The sequence below is a fragment of the Streptomyces tuirus genome (genome assembly GCF_014701095.1).
Lineage (GTDB): Bacteria > Actinomycetota > Actinomycetes > Streptomycetales > Streptomycetaceae > Streptomyces > Streptomyces tuirus.
In genome coordinates this window covers 1452168-1468695 of sequence record NZ_AP023439.1, presented here as the reverse complement: position 1 = coordinate 1468695, position 16528 = coordinate 1452168, and the positions used below count along the sequence as shown (strand labels likewise).

Sequence of the window (16528 nt, the reverse complement as noted above, 5' to 3'; positions counted from 1 at the left end):
GGGGCATACCGCCCCCGAGGTCCGTCTGGCGGACAGCGAACACTGCATGTCGCGCGAATGGCGCGAACCTTACGCACGGGTACGCCGTCACGCACCTCCGCCCCGTCCTGCGCCCTCGCTGATCATTCACCCCCGCGCGGCTTCCGTGGTGGCGGCGGGGGAGGAGGCGGTGGGGGCGGCGGCCCGTTCCCGTTCCTCGGCCCGGGCGCCTGCCGGGGACCACGCGGCGGCGGCCCGACCGGCCGTACGACGGTGGGGGCGCCGTAGACGTCGCCGGGGGCCGGGGGTTCGTCGTCGTCCGCCGGCGCGTCGGTGCCGGGCCCGGGCGGGGGCCCCGAGGGCCGTTCTGGCACGGCATCGCAGGGCCGTTCCGCCCCGGGAGGCCGTGCGTCCTCGTCATGCAGGGGTCCCGAGGGCCGTTCTGGCACGGCATCGGAGGGCCGTTCCACCCCGGGAGGCCGTGCGTCCTCCGGCTCCCGCAGCTCGTCCGGCACCCGGAGGTACGGGTTGGTCCCCGGGTTGGGCGGGCGGTACGGCGTACCCGGCGTGTAGGGCCCGGCCTCCTCCCCGCTCGACGCCCACCCGTCTCGTCCCTCACGCCCGGCCCCGACGCCACCCCGGGCGTCCGTACCGACCCCTGACCGTTCGACACCGCCCCCGGCCTGCCCGGGCCCGCGGCCTTCGCGGTACCCGGCCTGCCCGGGCCCGCTGTTCTGGCTGTGCCCCGTCGGTCCCGGTTCGCCCGAGGTCCCGGCGTGCCTGGTGTCGGCACCGCCTCGGGGCAGCCCGGCACCGGCCTCCGGCCAAGCCCCCGGCCCGCGGCCTTCGCCGCCGTACCCCGCCGCCCCAGCCCCCGGCAGCCCCCCGGCCCCGCCGTGCCCGCCGTACCCGGACCCCCCGGCACCCACCAGGCCCCCCGCCCCACCCGCCCCCGCGGACAGCTCGCCCACCCCCGCCGACACCCCATCCCCCCGCGCCAACGCCGTAGCCCGGCGTCCCGCCGCCCCGCACCCCCACGCGAGCAGTGCTCCCAGGGCGCCGGCCGTCGCGCCCCACGCCGCGCCCAGCAGCAGGGCCATGCCGAGGTGGCCGTGCAGGTCGATGCCCGCGTCGAAGGCGTCGAAGCCGAGGACGGACAGGGACGCGGTGACGGAGACGTCCGTGAGCCAGGCCAGCAGGGGCAGGGTGAGCGCGGTGGCGACCCCCAGCCGCAGCGCGCACCGGCCCGCGAAGCGCAGCGCGCCGGGGCCCTCTCCCACCGCCCCGACCGGTGTCCGGACGCCCGCCAGCACCCCCGCCAGCAGCATCATCGACACCGCCGCCACCCCCAGCAGCCACACCCGCCCGTCCAGCTCGGCCAGCCGGCCCAGCGTCACCGGCCGGTCGGTCCCGGAGCCGATCAGGTCGTCCAGCGGGTCCGGCAGGAAACGGGTCAGTTCGCCCGTAGCCCGCCCGTCCCAGGGCACGAACAGGCCGAGCGGCACACCCAGCCACACCCCGTTCGGCGCCCCGAGCAGCGCCGCGCCGGCGATGCGCCGGGGATGGTCGTCACCGATCGCCGCGTACACCGCCGCCGCGCACCCCGCCGCCACCGCCACCAGCAGCACGGTCACCACCGCCGACACGGCCGGCCGCACGACCCGGTGGGCGGCCTCCCAGCCCCGCGGCAGCGGCGTACGGCGCGAGGCCAGGAGCGCGATGACGAGGATGCCGGTCGACCAGCCGAACCCGCCGAGCAGTGTCGGCGCCGTGTCGACGGTGAAGCCGACCGCGGCCTGCGCGTCGACCAGGTCGCCGAGCCGGTCCGGCAGCAGCCCCCCGATGTCCCCGAGCCCCGGGATGTCCACGCCCCCGCTCCCGCCGGTCACGTCGTCGAGCCCCAGCGAGCCCCCGTCGATCGTGATGACGTCGTGCCCCGCCCAGGCCAGCCCGCCCAGCATCGCCACGAACAACACCACCACCGACCCCGCCCGCGCGAGCAGTTCGGCCGGTGAGATCACAACTCCCGCCGCCCGCAAGGACCGCAGGAAGAACCACGCCAGCAGCACCGCTCCGACCAGGCTCACTCCCAGTGGCGTGATCTCGATGGCCGTGTCCGCCTCCGCACCCGTGAGGCCGAACGCCGACACATCGCCGGACGGCGTGACCGAACCACCCGCCCCGAGTGCCACCACCGCCGCGGTCATCGGCCCCAACGAGCCCGCCGTGTCCGCCTCCAGCAGCCGCAGGCCCAGCGCGGCCGTCCCCGCCATCCCGATCAACGCCCAGCTCACCGCGGCCACGGCGGACATCAGTACGTCCCCCCACGGCACGCGCCCGTCGTCCCTCGCCGTCCCGACCCCTGCGCCAGCACGCATGGCAGACCCCCCGATCCAATGCGCGACGGGAACACCAGGCATGTCCCCCTCGCGTCGAAATACCACTCTCCGGCCCGGTTTCAACCCCGTCAACGGAATCGGCCGATGCGCCCGAACGCGGTCTTCGCAAGGCCCGGCTTTCGGTCAGGGGGCCGCTCCTGAAATAGTTCCCCCCGATGTTCGACATCCCTAGACTCCCCATGTCGGGGGTAACTCGGGGGACAACTCAGTGGGGCATGGAGTGCCGGAACTCGTACTGGAATCAAACGGACGTACCTGGACGCTCGATCCGTCCAGGGCATACACCCTCGGACGTGATCCGCAGGGGGACGTCGTCTTCGACGACGCCAGGGTCTCCTGGCGTCACGCCACGGTCAGCTTCAACGGCCGCAGTTGGGTCATCGAGGACCACGGCAGCACCAACGGCACGTTCGTGCAGGGGCAACGCATCCATCAGATGGAGCTCGGCCCCGGTTCGGCCGTCAACCTGGGCAACGCGACCGACGGTCCGCGCCTGAACCTGTCCGGCGCCGCGGCCTCCGTCGCCACGCCGCAGGCCCAGCCCCAGCAGCAGCCGTACGCGGCGCAGGGCGCGAACCCCGGCTGGGGCCAGCAGGCTCCGGCCCAGCAGCAGCCGCAGCAGCAGGCCCCCCAGGCCGGCTGGCAGCAGCCGCAGCAGGCCGCGGCGCACATCCCGCAGCAGCAGGGCCCCGGCGGTGTCGCGGGGGCGCCGCCGGTCTACGGCGACCGCAGCCCGACCACGTTCCACCAGTTCTCCCTCGGCCGCGTGATGCGCATCGGCCGTGCCCTGGAGAACGAACTGGTCGTCTCGGACCTCCAGGTCTCCCGGCACCATGCCGAGTTCCACGCCACGCCCGACGGCCGCATGGAGATCCGCGACCTCGGCTCGCACAACGGCACGTACGTCAACGGCCAGCCCATCACCAAGGGCGGCACACAAGTACTCGGCCCGACCGACGTCGTCGGCGTCGGCCACTCGACGTTCCGCATCGTCGGCGACCGGCTCGAGGAGTTCGTCGACACCGGTGAGGTGTCCTTCTCCGCCCGCCATCTGACCGTCACGGTCGACGGCGGCAAGCAGATCCTCAAGGACGTCTCCTTCGGCGTCCCGGAGAAGTCGCTGATCGCGGTCATCGGCCCGTCCGGCTCCGGCAAGTCGACCCTGCTCAAGGCGCTCACGGGCTACCGCCCCGCCAACCAGGGCGAGGTGCTCTACGACAACCGCAACCTGTACAAGCAGTTCGCCGAGCTGCGCCAGCGCATCGGTCTGGTCCCGCAGGACGACATCCTGCACAAGGAGCTGACCGTCAAGAAGGCCCTCAAGTACGCGGCCAAGCTGCGCTTCCCCGCCGACACCACCGGCGCCGAGCGCGAGTCCCGCATCGACGAGGTGCTGCGCGAGCTCAAGCTCGACATCCACAAGGACAAGAAGGTCACGTCCCTCTCCGGCGGCCAGCGCAAGCGCGTCTCGGTCGCCCTGGAGCTGCTCACCAAGCCGTCGCTGATCTTCCTGGACGAGCCCACCTCCGGCCTCGACCCGGGCATGGACCGCGACGTCATGCAGCTCCTGCGCGGCCTCGCCGACGACGGCCGCACCGTCCTCGTCGTCACCCACTCGGTGGCCGAGCTGGCGATCTGCGACAAGCTGCTGGTGATGGCGCCGGGCGGCTCGGTCGCCTACTTCGGCCCGCCCGAGGAGGCGCTGAACTTCTTCGGCTACGACACCTGGGCCGATGTCTTCTCCGCCTTCGAGAACTACCGCGACTACGACTGGGCGGGCCGCTGGAAGGGCTCGCAGCACTACCAGATGTACGCCGCGGACATCGACGCCGTTGCGCCGCAGTCCGTACAGGTTCCGCAGATGCAGGCCATGAAGCCGCCGAAGCCGCAGGGCTGGATGTCCCAGTTCGTCACGCTTGTCCGGCGGTATGTCTCGGTGATCGCCTCGGACAAGGGCTTCCTCGCCCTGATGGTGATCCTGCCGGCCGTGCTCGGCGCGGTCAGCCTGCTCATCGACGCCGACAAGGGCCTGCTGCCCAACCCGGCCAACCCGCAGACCGGCCGCATCATCCCGAACGGCACGGCCACCACGGTCCTGCTGATCCTGGCGGTCGGCGCCTGCTTCGCCGGCGCGGCGAACTCGGTCCGGGAGCTGATCAAGGAACGCGTCATCTACGAGCGGGAGCGCGCCACCGGCCTGTCGCGCTCGGCGTACCTGATGTCCAAGGTGTTCGTGCTCGGCATGATCACCGTGCTCCAGGGCCTGCTGGTCGGCGTCATCGGCTTCTCCAGCCGGGAGATCCCCGAGGAGGGCCTGGTCTTCGGCAGCGCCACCCTCGTCGAGCTGTCCGTGCCGATCATGGCGCTGGGCTTCACGTCGATGATGTTCGGCCTGATCATCTCCTCGCTGGTGAAGACCGCCGAGAAGACCATGCCGCTGCTGGTGATGTTCGCCATCATCCAGGTCGTGTTCACGGGCTGCCTGTTCACGCTGCACGGCTCGATCGGCGTCAACCAGTTCTCGTTCCTGATGCCGTCGCGCTGGGCGGTCGCCGCCTCCGGTGCCACACTGGACTTCAACAAGATCGCCCCGCCGGAGACCGCCGGCGACACCGACCCGCTGTGGGAGCACACGGTCGGGGCCTGGATGATGGACATGGGCGCGCTCCTCGTCCTCGGCGTGATCTGCGGCTTCTTCGTGGCCCGCTTCCTGCGCCGCCACGAGCCCGAGGTCATGCGCAAGTAGTCACCGCGCCACGACACGACGTCCGAAGGGCGGCACCCCGTCAGGAGGGTGCCGCCCTTCGGCGTGCCTACAGCTGTCTCAGAGGTCCGCGCCGACCTCAGTACGCGCTGTCGACGTTGTCCATGGAGCCGTACTTGTCGGCCGCGTAGTTGCAGGCGGCGGTGATGTTGGCTACCGGGTCGTAGATGTCCCAGGAGGTACCGGGGACGTGCCAGGTCTTGAAGGTCGGCGGGATGACCTGGAGCAGGCCCTTCGACGGGATGCCGTTGATGGCGTTGATGTCCCAGTTGTTGATCGCCTTCGGGTTACCCGAGGACTCCCGCATGATGTTGCGGTGGATGCCGTCGTAGGACGCCGGGATGTCGTGCTTCTTCAGGATGGCGAGCGACTCGCGGATCCAGCCGTCGAGGTTGTTCGGGTAGCTGACGGCCTTCTTGGCCTCGGCGCGCTTGGCGGCGCGGCTCGCGGCCTCCTTGGCCTGGCGCGCGGCCTCGGCCTTCTTCTTCGCCGCCTCGGCGGCGGCCTTCTTCTTGGCGGCGGCTGCGGCGTCGGCCTTCTTCTTCGCCGCGATCTGCTCGGCCTTCAGGCTGGCGCCGGCCATCTGGTCCGTGACGCTCGCCTTGACGTCCTTGATCTGCTGCGTGCTGTACGCCACCGCAACCGGCTGAGCGGCCTCGGTCGTGGTCTTGGTCGAGGCACCGCTCGGCACCGCGGAGAACCCGATGGCGGCGGCACCGAGGGTGGCGACACCCGCCATGGCGATCTTGTGGTGACGGGTCAGGCTACGACTCTGAACACGACTGAAGATGTTCTTGGGCATGCTGAGTGGACCTCTTCGAATAGCGCGGGAGTCGCTCGGCGTCCGGCGTTGGACTCGGTGTGTTTCCGACACAAACGCCGCGGAGGTGAACCCACGGCGCTGAGCGACGTCGCCAATTCTTAGCGGCCGCAAAATGGCGTGGCAAAGGTGTGACGTACGAAGGAAGATAGTGGATCATGACGGGCATATCGGTACAGGTTGGACTAACTGTGCCGCTCAAAAGGGCCGACTTTGTCTCCTACGTCCCTTCGTACGTGACGTGGGTCCTATGCGAGGGCTCACACCGCCCCTAGATCAATTTCACGGGCAGTTGCACACGCGATGCTCTGCGTGAGGCCCCCTTCAGGGCGTCCTCAAGGCAGGAGGAGGTGCATGTCCCCGAACTCGTGCCACAGGTAGCGCCCTTGCAGCGCGGCCTCGTACCCGCGCTCGAGCGCCGGCCGCCCCGCGACCGCCTCCAGCATCAGCAGATGCGAGGCCTCCGGTTCGTGCAGCCCGGTCAGCAGCCCGTCCACCACCCGCACCCCGCGCTCCGGCGTGACGACGAGGTCCGTCCACCCCGCACGCGCGCGTACGGCCCCGCCGGCGCCCACCGCCGACTCCACGGCCCGCACCGCCGTCGTCCCCACCGCCACCACCCGGCCCCCACCGGCCCTCGCGGCCTCGATCAGCCGCGCCGACGCCCCCGGCACCGCGAAACGCTCCGGATACGGCGGCTCGTGCGCCTCCGCCGAGGCCACCCCCGTGTGCAGCGTGACCGGCGCGAACAGCACCCCCCGGCTCACCAGCTCCACCACCAGCCGCGCCGTGAAGGGCCGCGCCGCGCTCGGCATCTCCGCACTGCCCGTCCCGTCGGGCGACGGCAGCGCGAACACCGTCTGGTAGACGGACAGCGGCTGGTCCCGCTCCGTATAGGCGTAGCGAATCGGCCGCCCGTACTCCCGCAGCAGCCCCGGCACCCCCGCCCCCGACACCCGCGCCCACCACAGCCGCTCACCCCGCCCGCTCAGCGGCTCCTCCAGAACCAGCCCCACACCCCCCGGCAGGCACACCTCCCTCCCCGCGGGCCCACCCGCACGCGCGCGCGTGGTGCCCCGCCCGTCGGGCTCCCGCAGCTCCACCGCCCAGCGGCCGTCGTCCCCGCGCGTCGAGAAGTGCACCACCACGCGCGCGTGCCCGGTCCAGCCGTCCACGGCCGCCGCCAGCGTGGCCGAGGTGTTGACCACGAGCAGATCCCCGGCCCGCAGCAGCAGCGGCAGCTCCCGGAACGTGTGATGCGCCACCTCCGCACCCCGCGACACCAGCATCCGTACGGCGTCCCGCTCCAGCCCCGGCCCCCGCTGCTCGACGGGCACCCGGGCCGACAGCTCCTCCGGCACGCGCACGGCCAGGGTCATCGGGCTCCGTCCAGCAGCGCCGGCGCCCCGTACCGCCCGCTCGCCGGCCGCTCGTCCAGCAGCCGCAGGAACCCCGGCACGACGGCCGCCGGCTCCGGCCGCGGCTCCCGGTCCTCCGGTACGGCCGCCGCGTACAGGTCCGTGGCCATGTCCCCGGGATCGACCGCCCAGACCCGCAGCCCCGGCTCCTCCACGGCGAGCACGGCCACCAGCTGGTCCAGAGCCGCCTTGGACGCCCCGTAGCCGCCCCAGGTCTCGTACGCCTCGGCCGCCGCGTCCGAGCTGACCGCGACGACGGCGCCCGCCCGCGAGGCGCGCAGCAACGGCAGCGCCTCCTGGACCAGGCCCAGCGCCGCCACCAGGTTCACCTCCAGCGCCCGGCGCAGCCCGTCCAGGGGCAGCTCCTCCAGCCTGACCAGCGGCTCGGCACCCAGCGCGCTCGCGTTGTGCACCAGCAGGTCGACGCCGCCCAGCCGCCAGGCCGCCGCCACCAGCTCCGCCCGGTGCGCGGCGTCCGTGACGTCCCCGGGCAGGGCGGACACCCGCGTCCCCTGCGCGGACACGGCCTCCGCCGTCTCCGCCAGCGCCTTCGCGCCCCTGGCGTCGAGCACCAGGTCCCAGCCCCGCCCGGCCAGGGCCCGGGCAAGCGCCCGCCCCAGCCCCTTAGAGGCCCCGGTGATGATCGCAACCGGCATGATCCGCTCCCTCGTCGTGATCGCGTGCCCTCAACGTAGGAACGGGGCGGTGCGGGCCGCCTCGGACGCGGGCCGCAATCCGCCGGGTCCCTTAGCCCTACGCCATGGGCCCGGCGCCCCCGGCCGTAGGCCCCACCGCCCTGCCGCCTCGGCTCCGGCCGTAGGACCCACCGCCCTGCCGCCTCGGCTCCGGCCGTAGGACCCACCGCCCTGCCGCCTCGGCCCCGGGACCTAGGCCCACCGACCGGCCACCCGGCCGCCACCGGTCCGATCCGCCCTGTCACAGCCCGCCGGTACCGTGAGGTCATGAGTCACGGTCCCCGGTCCGGCCTCGCCGCGGTGAGCTCCGCGTTGCTGGCCATGAGCAGGCATCTCGAGGTGCGCGACGTCCTCAAGACGATCGTCGCCTCGGCCCGCGAGCTGCTCGACGCCGAGTACGCCGCGCTCGGCGTCCCGGACGACCACGGCGGCTTCGCCCAGTTCGTGGTCGACGGCGTCAGCGAGGAGCAGTGGAAGGCCATCGGTCCCCTCCCGCGCCAGCACGGCATCCTCGCCGCGATGCTGCACGAGGCCAGGGCCGAGCGGCTCGCCGACGTCCGCAAGGACCCCCGCTTCGAAGGCTGGCCGAAGGCCCACCCCGACCTGGTCGACTTCCTGGGCCTGCCGATCCGTGACGGCGACGAGGTCATCGGCGCCCTGTTCCTCGCCAACAAACTGCGTCCCGAGGCGGGACACGCTTCGAGCCCCGAGCCGGAAGGCGGCTGCGGCTTCACCCAGGACGACGAGGAACTGCTCGGCATCCTCGCCCAGCACGCCGCGATCGCCCTCACCAACGCCCGCCTCTACGAGCGCAGCCGCGAACTGACCATCGCCGAGGAGCGCTCCCGCCTCGCCCACGAACTGCACGACGCGGTCAGCCAGAAGCTGTTCTCCCTGCGCCTGACCGCCCAGGCCGCGGCCCGCCTGGTGGACCGCGACCCCTCCCGCGCCAAGGGCGAACTCCATCAGGTCGCCGTCCTGGCCGCCGAAGCCGCCGACGAACTGCGCGCGGCGGTCGTCGAGTTGCGCCCCGCAGCCCTCGACGAGGACGGCCTCGTCGCGACCCTCCGGACGCAGATCCAGGTCCTCGACCGGGCCCACAACGCCCGCGTCACCTTCGCCGGCCACGGAGTGAAGGCCCTGCCCGCCTCCCAGGAGGAAGCCCTCCTGCGGGTCGCCCAGGAAGCCCTGCACAACGCCCTGCGCCACTCCGGCGCCGACCACGTCGACGTGACCCTGGACCGCCGCGGCGCCGGAGCCGTCCTCAGGGTCACGGACGACGGCAGCGGCTTCGACACGACGGCGGTCCGGCACGCGGGACGCCACCTCGGCCTGGTCTCGATGCGGGACCGGGCGAGCGGGGCCGGCGGCACGCTGACCGTGGAATCGGTGCCCGGCAAGGGCACCGTGATCGAGATGGAGGTCCCCGGTGGCTGACGCGATCAAGGTGCTGCTCGTCGACGACCACCAGGTCGTCCGCCGGGGCCTGCGCACCTTCCTCGAAGTACAGGACGACATCGAGGTCGTCGGCGAGGCCGCGGACGGCGCCGAAGGAGTCGACCGTGCCGAGGAGTTGAGGCCCGACGTCATCCTCATGGACGTCAAGATGCCGGGCATGGACGGCGTCGACGCCCTGCGCCGGCTCCGCGAGCTGGACAACCCCGCGCGCGTGCTGGTCGTCACCAGCTTCACCGAGCAGCGGACGGTGGTCCCCGCCCTGCGCGCCGGCGCCGCCGGGTACGTCTACAAGGACGTGGACCCCGACGCCCTCGCCGGAGCCATCCGCTCCGTCCACGCCGGGCACATCCTCCTCCAGCCGGAGGTCGCCGGTGCCCTGCTGGCACAGGAGGAGTCCAACTCGGGCACGGGCAGGCCCGGTTCCCTCACCGAGCGGGAGCGCGAGGTGCTCGGCCTCATAGCGGACGGCCGCTCCAACCGGGAGATCGCCCGCGCGCTCGTCCTCTCCGAGAAGACCGTCAAGACCCACGTCTCGAACATCCTGATGAAACTCGACCTGGCCGACCGGACGCAGGCCGCCCTGTGGGCCGTTCGCCATGGCGTGACCGGCTGACCCGCCCGCCCCTCGGCAACACGGAAGGTTGCGTTCCGGACCGAGATTCATACTGTCGTGGGAACGTCCCTCGGATGGCGCAACCTCGGTGGATCTCCGACGTTCTCCAGTGCGTGCTGCGGCGCCTGCCGCGGCAATCGCAAGGAGGGCTCAGAAGTGAAGAACCTGAAGAAGGCAGCGGCCGTGACGATGGTGACGGGTGGCCTGCTGGCCGCCGGCGCGGGCATGGCCTCCGCCACCAGCGCCCACGCCGACGGCCAGGCCGTGGGCTCCCCGGGCGTCGGCTCGGGCAACGTCGTCCAGGCCCCGGTGCACGTCCCGGTCAACGTGTCCGGCAACAGCGTGAACGTCGTGGGCGTCCTGAACCCGGCCTTCGGCAACCTCGCCGTCAACCACTGACGCCCCACCTCCGTCTCCGAGCCGGAGGTAACCGGCCTCCCGGCCCTACCCGGGAGGCCGTCCGGCATACATGCACCCCAGCTGCGGGCATGCGTGCCGCGGGGGGCGGCACGGGTGGGCGCAGCGGCACCCCGCGACGCCGGGCTGCGGACCCACCGGCCCCCAGCACGAACGCCGCGCACCCCGCCATGCCGGGCTGCGAACCCACCGGCCCCCAGCACGAACGCCGCGCACCCCGCCATGCCGGGCTGCGGACCCACCGGCCCCCAGCGCGAACGCCGCGCACCCCCGCTACGCCGGGCTGCGGACCCACCCGCCCCCAGCACCAACGCCACGCACCCCGCTACGGAAGGGCTGCGAAACCCCCACCCCAGCCCCCACACCGAGCACCACACCAAGAACCGTCACCGCACCCCCCGCTCCCGCTCCTCCACAACGGAGTTGTACGCCGCGACCTGCGCCCGCCGAGCCGTCCGCTCCACCGGCCGCAACGCCTCCCGCCGCGCAGAGATCTCCGACGAGCTCACGGCACCCCCGTGCCCACTCCCACTCTCCGTCGCCACCGCGATCAGCGTCCCCACCCGCTGCGCCAGCTCCAGCACCCGCACCGCCCGCGGCGGATACCCCGGCGCCAGCACCTCCCGCCCCCGCTCGGCCCGCGCCCGGTACGCATCGATCGCCGCCTCCGCCACCGGCCCCGACCCGGCCACGTCCAGCCGCGTCAGCAGCTCGGTCGCCTCCCGCAGGGCCTCCGCCAGCTCCCGCTCCGCCTCACCCAGCGACGGCACATCCGCCGGCGGCGCCTCCCGCACGGGCAGCACCTGCCACACGACCTCCACGTGCACATCACCCCGGGGTCCGGCCTCGTGAACCTCCGGCACCATCCCCAGCGCGGCGCCGTAACACAGCACCGCCTGCTCGGCGTCCAGCGCCCGCGCGTTGAACTCCGGCGGCCCGCTCAGTCCCAGCGGATGCCCCGGCGCGGGCAGCGCGACCCGCAGCCCCGTCACCCCGAGCGCACGCAGCCGCCCGAGCGCGAGAGTGAGCCCCACGGGCGCCGACTCCCCGGGCAGCCCCTCCACCCGGTGCACCGCGTCCTCGCCGACGACGGCGAGGACAGCGTCGTCCGGTGAGACATGTCCGGCCAAAAGGGCATTTCCCCATGCTGCGAGACGTCCAGCGCGTGGTTCCGAGAGCATGCCTCCACCCTAGGACCCTCCAAGGACCGGACCGAGGGAATCCCAGGGCGACCCGGTGGCGTAGATTTCATGGAGGGCTGCGCCCACCGGCGCGGCGGACCGAGCCACAGGCTTACGCGACAGCCGAGACCGGCCACACTGCAAGGGGAGACAACGCGCTCATGAGCGATGTTCTGGAGCTTCAGGACGTATCCGTGGTCCGTGAGGGCCGGGCTCTGGTGGACCAGGTCTCCTGGTCGGTCAAGGAGGGCGAGCGCTGGGTCATCCTCGGCCCGAACGGCGCCGGCAAGACCACCCTCCTCAACCTCGCTTCCACCTACCTCTACCCCAGCTCGGGCACCACCACCATCCTCGGCGAGACCCTCGGCCGCCCCGGCACGGACGTCTTCGAGCTGCGCCCCCGCATCGGCGTGGCCGGCATCGCCATGACCGAGAAGCTCCCCAAGCGCCAGACGGTTCTGGAGACGGTCCTGACCGCCGCGTACGGCATGACCGCCACCTGGCACGAGGACTACGAGGAGATCGACGAGCAGCGCGCCCGCGCCTTCCTCGACCGCCTCGGCATGAGCGACTACCTGGGGCGCCGGTTCGGCACGCTCTCCGAGGGCGAGCGCAAGCGCACCCTGATCGCCCGCGCCCTGATGACCGACCCCGAGCTGCTCCTCCTCGACGAGCCCGCCGCCGGCCTCGACCTCGGCGGCCGCGAGGACCTCGTCCGCCGCCTCGGCCGTCTCGCCCAGGACCCGATCGCCCCCTCGATGCTCATGGTCACCCACCACGTCGAGGAGATCCCCCCGGGCTTCACCCACGTCCTCATGATCCGCCAGGGCAAGGTCCTCGCCGCCGGCCCGCTGGAGCTCGAGCTCACCTCCCGCAACCTCTCCCTCTGCTTCGGCCTCCCGCTCGTCGTCGAACAGTCGGGCGAGCGCTGGACCGCACAGGGCCTCCCGCTCTCCTGAACCGAACCCCACCCCACAAATCCCAGAGCGGGAACGGGATTTCACACCACGGGTGCCCTGTCGGCGACAGGGCTCGCGGACCTACCATGACCATGTGGAAATCGACGCATGGCTGTGGTGGCTGATCGGCGCGGCAGCGCTCGGCATCGCGCTCGTGGTCACCGCGATGCCCGAACTCGGCATGCTGGCGGTGGGAGCCATCGCCGCGGCGGTGGTCACCGGCGTCTTCGGCGGCGGAGCCGTCGCCCAGGTCGCCGTCTTCGCCGTCATCTCGACCGCGGGCATCGCCGTCGTACGGCCCATCGCGAAACGCCATCGCGCCCAGCGACCCCAATTCGCCTCCGGCGTTGACGCGTTGAAGGGCAGACAAGCCGTCGTCCTGGAACGGGTCGACGCCTCCGGCGGCCGGATCAAGCTGGCCGGCGAGATCTGGTCCGCCCGCGCCCTCGACACCGGCCACGCCTACGAAGTGGGCCAGGAAGTGGATGTCGTGGACATCGAGGGAGCCACCGCGATCGTCATGTGACCTCGCGAGACGTAACTGGAGTGAACTCCTCGCCAGCCGCACGACGGTCTGTCAGACTCGACCAGCAAGATCTTCGACAACCATAAGATCTGCCGAAGGCGCCGAAGCGGAGAAGGGACACGGGGAACGACGATGGAACCGGTCATCATCGTCCTGATCATTCTGGTGGTGTTGGTCTTCATCGCCCTGATCAAGACGATCCAAGTCATCCCACAGGCCAGCGCGGCCATCGTCGAGCGCTTCGGGCGCTACACACGGACACTCAACGCGGGCCTCAACATCGTCGTCCCGTTCATCGACACCATCCGCAACCGCATCGACCTGCGTGAACAGGTCGTGCCCTTCCCGCCGCAGCCGGTGATCACCCAGGACAACCTGGTCGTCAACATCGACACCGTCATCTACTACCAGGTGACCGACGCGCGGGCCGCGACGTACGAGGTCGCCAGCTACATCCAGGCGATCGAGCAGCTCACCGTCACCACGCTCCGCAACATCATCGGTGGCATGGACCTGGAGCGGACCCTCACCTCCCGTGAGGAGATCAACGCGGCCCTGCGCGGCGTCCTCGACGAGGCCACCGGCAAGTGGGGCATCCGCGTCAACCGCGTCGAGCTCAAGGCGATCGAGCCGCCCACCTCCATCCAGGACTCGATGGAGAAGCAGATGCGCGCCGACCGCGACAAGCGCGCCGCGATCCTCCAGGCCGAGGGTGTCCGGCAGTCCGAGATCCTGCGCGCCGAGGGTGAGAAGCAGTCCCAGATCCTGCGCGCCGAAGGTGAGGCCAAGGCCGCCGCCCTGCGCGCCGAGGGCGAGGCCCAGGCCGTCCGTACGGTCTTCGAGGCCATTCACGCCGGCGACCCGGACCAGAAGCTGCTCTCCTACCAGTACCTCCAGATGCTCCCGAAGATCGCCGAGGGCGACGCCAACAAGCTCTGGATCGTCCCCAGCGAGATCGGCGACGCCCTCAAGGGCCTCTCCGGCGCCATGGGCAACTTCGGCGGCATCGGCGGCGGTTCCGGAGGCAACGGCGGCTCGACCGGAGCCGGCGTCCCCGCCCAGGAGCGCCGCGAGAAGCCGTCCATCGACTGACAGCACCCACAACGCAAGTTCCCCGCACCCCTTCAAGGGGCGCGGGGAACTGCGCGATCAACCAAGACGAACCCGCAGCCGAAGAGCCACCCAAGGCCCCACGGCACCCGCTTCACGCCGCGTCCAGCACCAGCCAATCCGGCAGCGCCGCGAAGTCCTCCTGCGCCAGCGTCAGCAACATCGCATCCGCCGGAGTCGGCTCGAACGGCCGCCGCAGCAGCGGCATCCCCGCCTCCTCAGGAGTCCGGTTCGCCTTGCGGTGATTGTCCTGCGCGCACGAGGCCACCGTGTTCAGCCAGGTGTCCTGCCCACCCTGCGACCGCGGCACCACGTGGTCCACGGTCGTCGCCCGCCTCCCGCAGTACGCGCACCGGTGCCGGTCCCTGACCAGCACGCCCCGCCTCGACCACGGCGCTTGTCTTCGGAACGGCACCCGTACGTACTGGCAGAGCCTGATCACCCGGGGCGCCGGTATGTCGACCGCGGCTCCCCGCATCCGCAGCTCGGGGTGGGCCTGCTCGACGACGGCCTTGTCCTGAAGCACCAGAACGACGGCTCGATTCAACGTCACCGTCGACAGCGGCTCGAAGCTCGCGTTCAGTACCAGCGTGTCCCGCATACCAGCCCACCTCCCGTGTGCACCGGCCCACCCCCTGGCGGGCTGGGATCAACTCTGGCCGGGCACGCCGAGATGGACAACGCAATATCTGCTGCTCCCACAGGGGGCGACCCCCGCGACCCCCGGCAACAAAAATGCCCGCTCCTGATCAATTCCAAGACCAGGAGCGGGCAAACGTTCCGTGAACGCCGGGATTGCGGGCGACCCGCTCAGCCTTCGGCGGGCACCTCGTACTCGCCGATCAGCTGGGCCCGCCCGATCGTGTGGAACCGCAGGTTGAAGCCCACGGCCGCAGGAGACGCGTCCGAGTCCGGACCGAGCTTCTCCTGGTCCACGGCGTACACCGTGAACACATACCGGTGCGGCCCGTCCCCGGGAGGCGGCGCGGCCCCACCGAACTCCTTGCCGCCGTAGTCGTTGCGAGCGTGGACCGCGCCTTCCGGCAGGCCCTCGAACGTGCCGCTGCCCGCACCCACGGGCAGTTCGGTCACCGACGCCGGAATGTCGAACAGCACCCAGTGCCAGAAGCCGCTGCCCGTCGGGGCATCGGGGTCGTAGCAGGTCACGGCGAAACTCTTGGTCTCGGGCGGGAAGCCCTCCCACCGCAGCTGCGGCGAGGTGTTGCCGGCCGCGTGGACTTGAGCGTCCTTGAGCGTCGCGCCTTCCTCGACGTCCTCGCTCGTCACCTTGAACGACGGAACGGGCGGATGGAAGTCGTGGGGGAGCGGCCGGCGCTTGAGCTCGGTCACCTCGGTACCTCCTGATCGTTTCGTGCAGTGACCCCCGAGCCTAGAACCAGTTGCGCTTGCTGCCGACCTCCGACAGCCACTGGTTGAGGTACGCGGTCCAGTCCGTCCCCTGGTAGTCGTTCAGACCGACCTGGAAGGAGCGGAAGGTGTCGCTGCCCTCGCTGAACAGCCCCGGCTTCTTGTCCATCTCGAGTACTACGTCCATGGCGTTCTGGTCGGCGACGAAGCTCAGCTCGACCTGGTTCAGCCCGCGGTACTGCTGCGGCGGGTGGAACTCGATCTCCTGGTAGAACGGCAGCCGCTGGCGCGTGCCCCGGATCACACCGCGCTCCATGTCCGCGTTCTTGAACCGGAAGCCCAGCTGGATGAAGGCGTCGAGGATCGCCTTCTGCGCCGGCAGCGGGTGCACGTTGACCGGGTCCAGGTCACCGGAGTCCACCGCACGCGCGATCTCGAGCTCGGTCGACACCCCGATGTTCATGCCGCGCAGGGGCTGACCGTCGATCATCGTGATCGGCGTCTCCCACGGGATCTCCAGCCCGAACTGCACCGCGTGCACCGCGTTCGCCTGCAGCTCGAACGCCCCGCCCAGCCGCGACTTCGTGAACTCGATGTCCTGCTTGTACTCCTGGTCGCCGCTCTCCACCTCGACCTTGGCCTGCAGCCCGACCGAGAGCCCCTCGATCTGCTGGTTGACGGACCCGCCCTGGATACGCACCTCACCCTGGACGACACCGCCCGGGACGACGTTGACCTCGTGCAGCACCGTCTCGACCGAAGCCCCGCCGGCCCCCAGGCTCGCGAGCAGCTTCTTGAACGCCATGTCTCTCCCTCTCGCC

General features: G+C 71.6%; 15 protein-coding genes. 7 read left to right on the top strand and 8 right to left on the bottom strand.

Annotated features, from left to right (window positions below; genetic code table 11):
• Positions 1-122 precede the first annotated feature (122 nt).
• Positions 123-2291: a streptophobe family protein gene (locus tag IGS69_RS06840; protein WP_232543449.1), complete on the bottom strand. Its 2169-nt coding sequence runs from the start codon at positions 2289-2291 to the stop codon at positions 123-125.
• Positions 2292-2598: 307 nt separating this feature from the next.
• Here IGS69_RS06840 and IGS69_RS06835 point away from each other — a divergent pair, with 307 nt between their 5' ends.
• The gene (locus IGS69_RS06835; protein ID WP_190897720.1) at positions 2599-5124 is read left to right on the top strand and encodes an ABC transporter ATP-binding protein/permease; all 2526 of its coding nucleotides are present in this window, start codon (positions 2599-2601) and stop codon (positions 5122-5124) included.
• Between the two features lie 97 nt (positions 5125-5221).
• Here IGS69_RS06835 and IGS69_RS06830 read toward each other — a convergent pair whose 3' ends face one another.
• From IGS69_RS06830 to IGS69_RS06820, 3 genes are all read right to left on the bottom strand, one after another.
• Complete coding sequence (locus tag IGS69_RS06830) at positions 5222-5944, bottom strand: transglycosylase SLT domain-containing protein (protein ID WP_190897718.1); 723 nt, start codon at positions 5942-5944, stop codon at positions 5222-5224.
• Positions 5945-6297: 353 nt separating this feature from the next.
• Entirely contained in the window at positions 6298-7341 is a 1044-nt protein-coding gene (locus IGS69_RS06825; RefSeq protein WP_190897717.1) for an S-adenosylmethionine:tRNA ribosyltransferase-isomerase, read from the bottom strand.
• Entirely contained in the window at positions 7338-8036 is a 699-nt protein-coding gene (locus tag IGS69_RS06820; protein WP_190897716.1) for an SDR family NAD(P)-dependent oxidoreductase, read from the bottom strand. The genes IGS69_RS06825 and IGS69_RS06820 overlap by 4 nt, the downstream gene beginning before the upstream one ends.
• 306 nt (positions 8037-8342) lie before the next feature.
• Here IGS69_RS06820 and IGS69_RS06815 point away from each other — a divergent pair, with 306 nt between their 5' ends.
• The 3 genes from IGS69_RS06815 to IGS69_RS06805 all read left to right on the top strand — a co-directional run bounded on the left by IGS69_RS06815 (position 8343) and on the right by IGS69_RS06805 (position 10545).
• Entirely contained in the window at positions 8343-9512 is a 1170-nt protein-coding gene (locus IGS69_RS06815) for a GAF domain-containing sensor histidine kinase (RefSeq protein WP_190897715.1), read from the top strand.
• Positions 9505-10146 (top strand): response regulator, encoded by a 642-nt coding sequence (locus IGS69_RS06810; RefSeq protein ID WP_190897714.1) that lies wholly within the window; start codon positions 9505-9507, stop codon positions 10144-10146. Before IGS69_RS06815 ends, IGS69_RS06810 begins: the two co-directional genes overlap by 8 nt.
• Positions 10147-10302: 156 nt before the next feature.
• Entirely contained in the window at positions 10303-10545 is a 243-nt protein-coding gene (locus tag IGS69_RS06805; protein WP_190897712.1) for a chaplin, read from the top strand.
• Positions 10546-10949: 404 nt separating this feature from the next.
• Here the strand turns inward: IGS69_RS06805 and IGS69_RS06800 are convergent, their stop codons facing one another.
• Positions 10950-11744, bottom strand: a complete 795-nt coding sequence (locus IGS69_RS06800) for a hypothetical protein (protein ID WP_190897711.1) — start codon at positions 11742-11744, stop codon at positions 10950-10952.
• Between the two features lie 161 nt (positions 11745-11905).
• Between IGS69_RS06800 and IGS69_RS06795 the strand changes: the two genes are divergently transcribed.
• The 3 genes from IGS69_RS06795 to IGS69_RS06785 all read left to right on the top strand — a co-directional run bounded on the left by IGS69_RS06795 (position 11906) and on the right by IGS69_RS06785 (position 14321).
• A complete protein-coding gene (locus IGS69_RS06795) occupies positions 11906-12703 on the top strand; it encodes an ABC transporter ATP-binding protein (RefSeq protein ID WP_190897710.1) in 798 nt (265 codons plus the stop codon).
• A 94-nt stretch (positions 12704-12797) separates the two neighbouring features.
• Complete coding sequence (locus tag IGS69_RS06790) at positions 12798-13229, top strand: NfeD family protein (RefSeq protein WP_190897709.1); 432 nt, start codon at positions 12798-12800, stop codon at positions 13227-13229.
• 132 nt (positions 13230-13361) lie between these two features.
• A complete protein-coding gene (locus IGS69_RS06785) occupies positions 13362-14321 on the top strand; it encodes an SPFH domain-containing protein (protein WP_190897708.1) in 960 nt (319 codons plus the stop codon).
• A 112-nt stretch (positions 14322-14433) separates the two neighbouring features.
• Here IGS69_RS06785 and IGS69_RS06780 read toward each other — a convergent pair whose 3' ends face one another.
• From IGS69_RS06780 to IGS69_RS06770, 3 genes are all read right to left on the bottom strand, one after another.
• The gene (locus IGS69_RS06780) at positions 14434-14940 is read right to left on the bottom strand and encodes an HNH endonuclease (RefSeq protein ID WP_031110170.1); all 507 of its coding nucleotides are present in this window, start codon (positions 14938-14940) and stop codon (positions 14434-14436) included.
• A 209-nt stretch (positions 14941-15149) separates the two neighbouring features.
• Positions 15150-15689 (bottom strand): YbhB/YbcL family Raf kinase inhibitor-like protein, encoded by a 540-nt coding sequence (locus IGS69_RS06775; protein ID WP_190897707.1) that lies wholly within the window; start codon positions 15687-15689, stop codon positions 15150-15152.
• 40 nt (positions 15690-15729) lie between these two features.
• Positions 15730-16512, bottom strand: coding sequence for a sporulation protein (locus IGS69_RS06770; RefSeq protein WP_190897705.1), 783 nt, complete (start codon positions 16510-16512; stop codon positions 15730-15732).
• Positions 16513-16528: the final 16 nt, after the last annotated feature.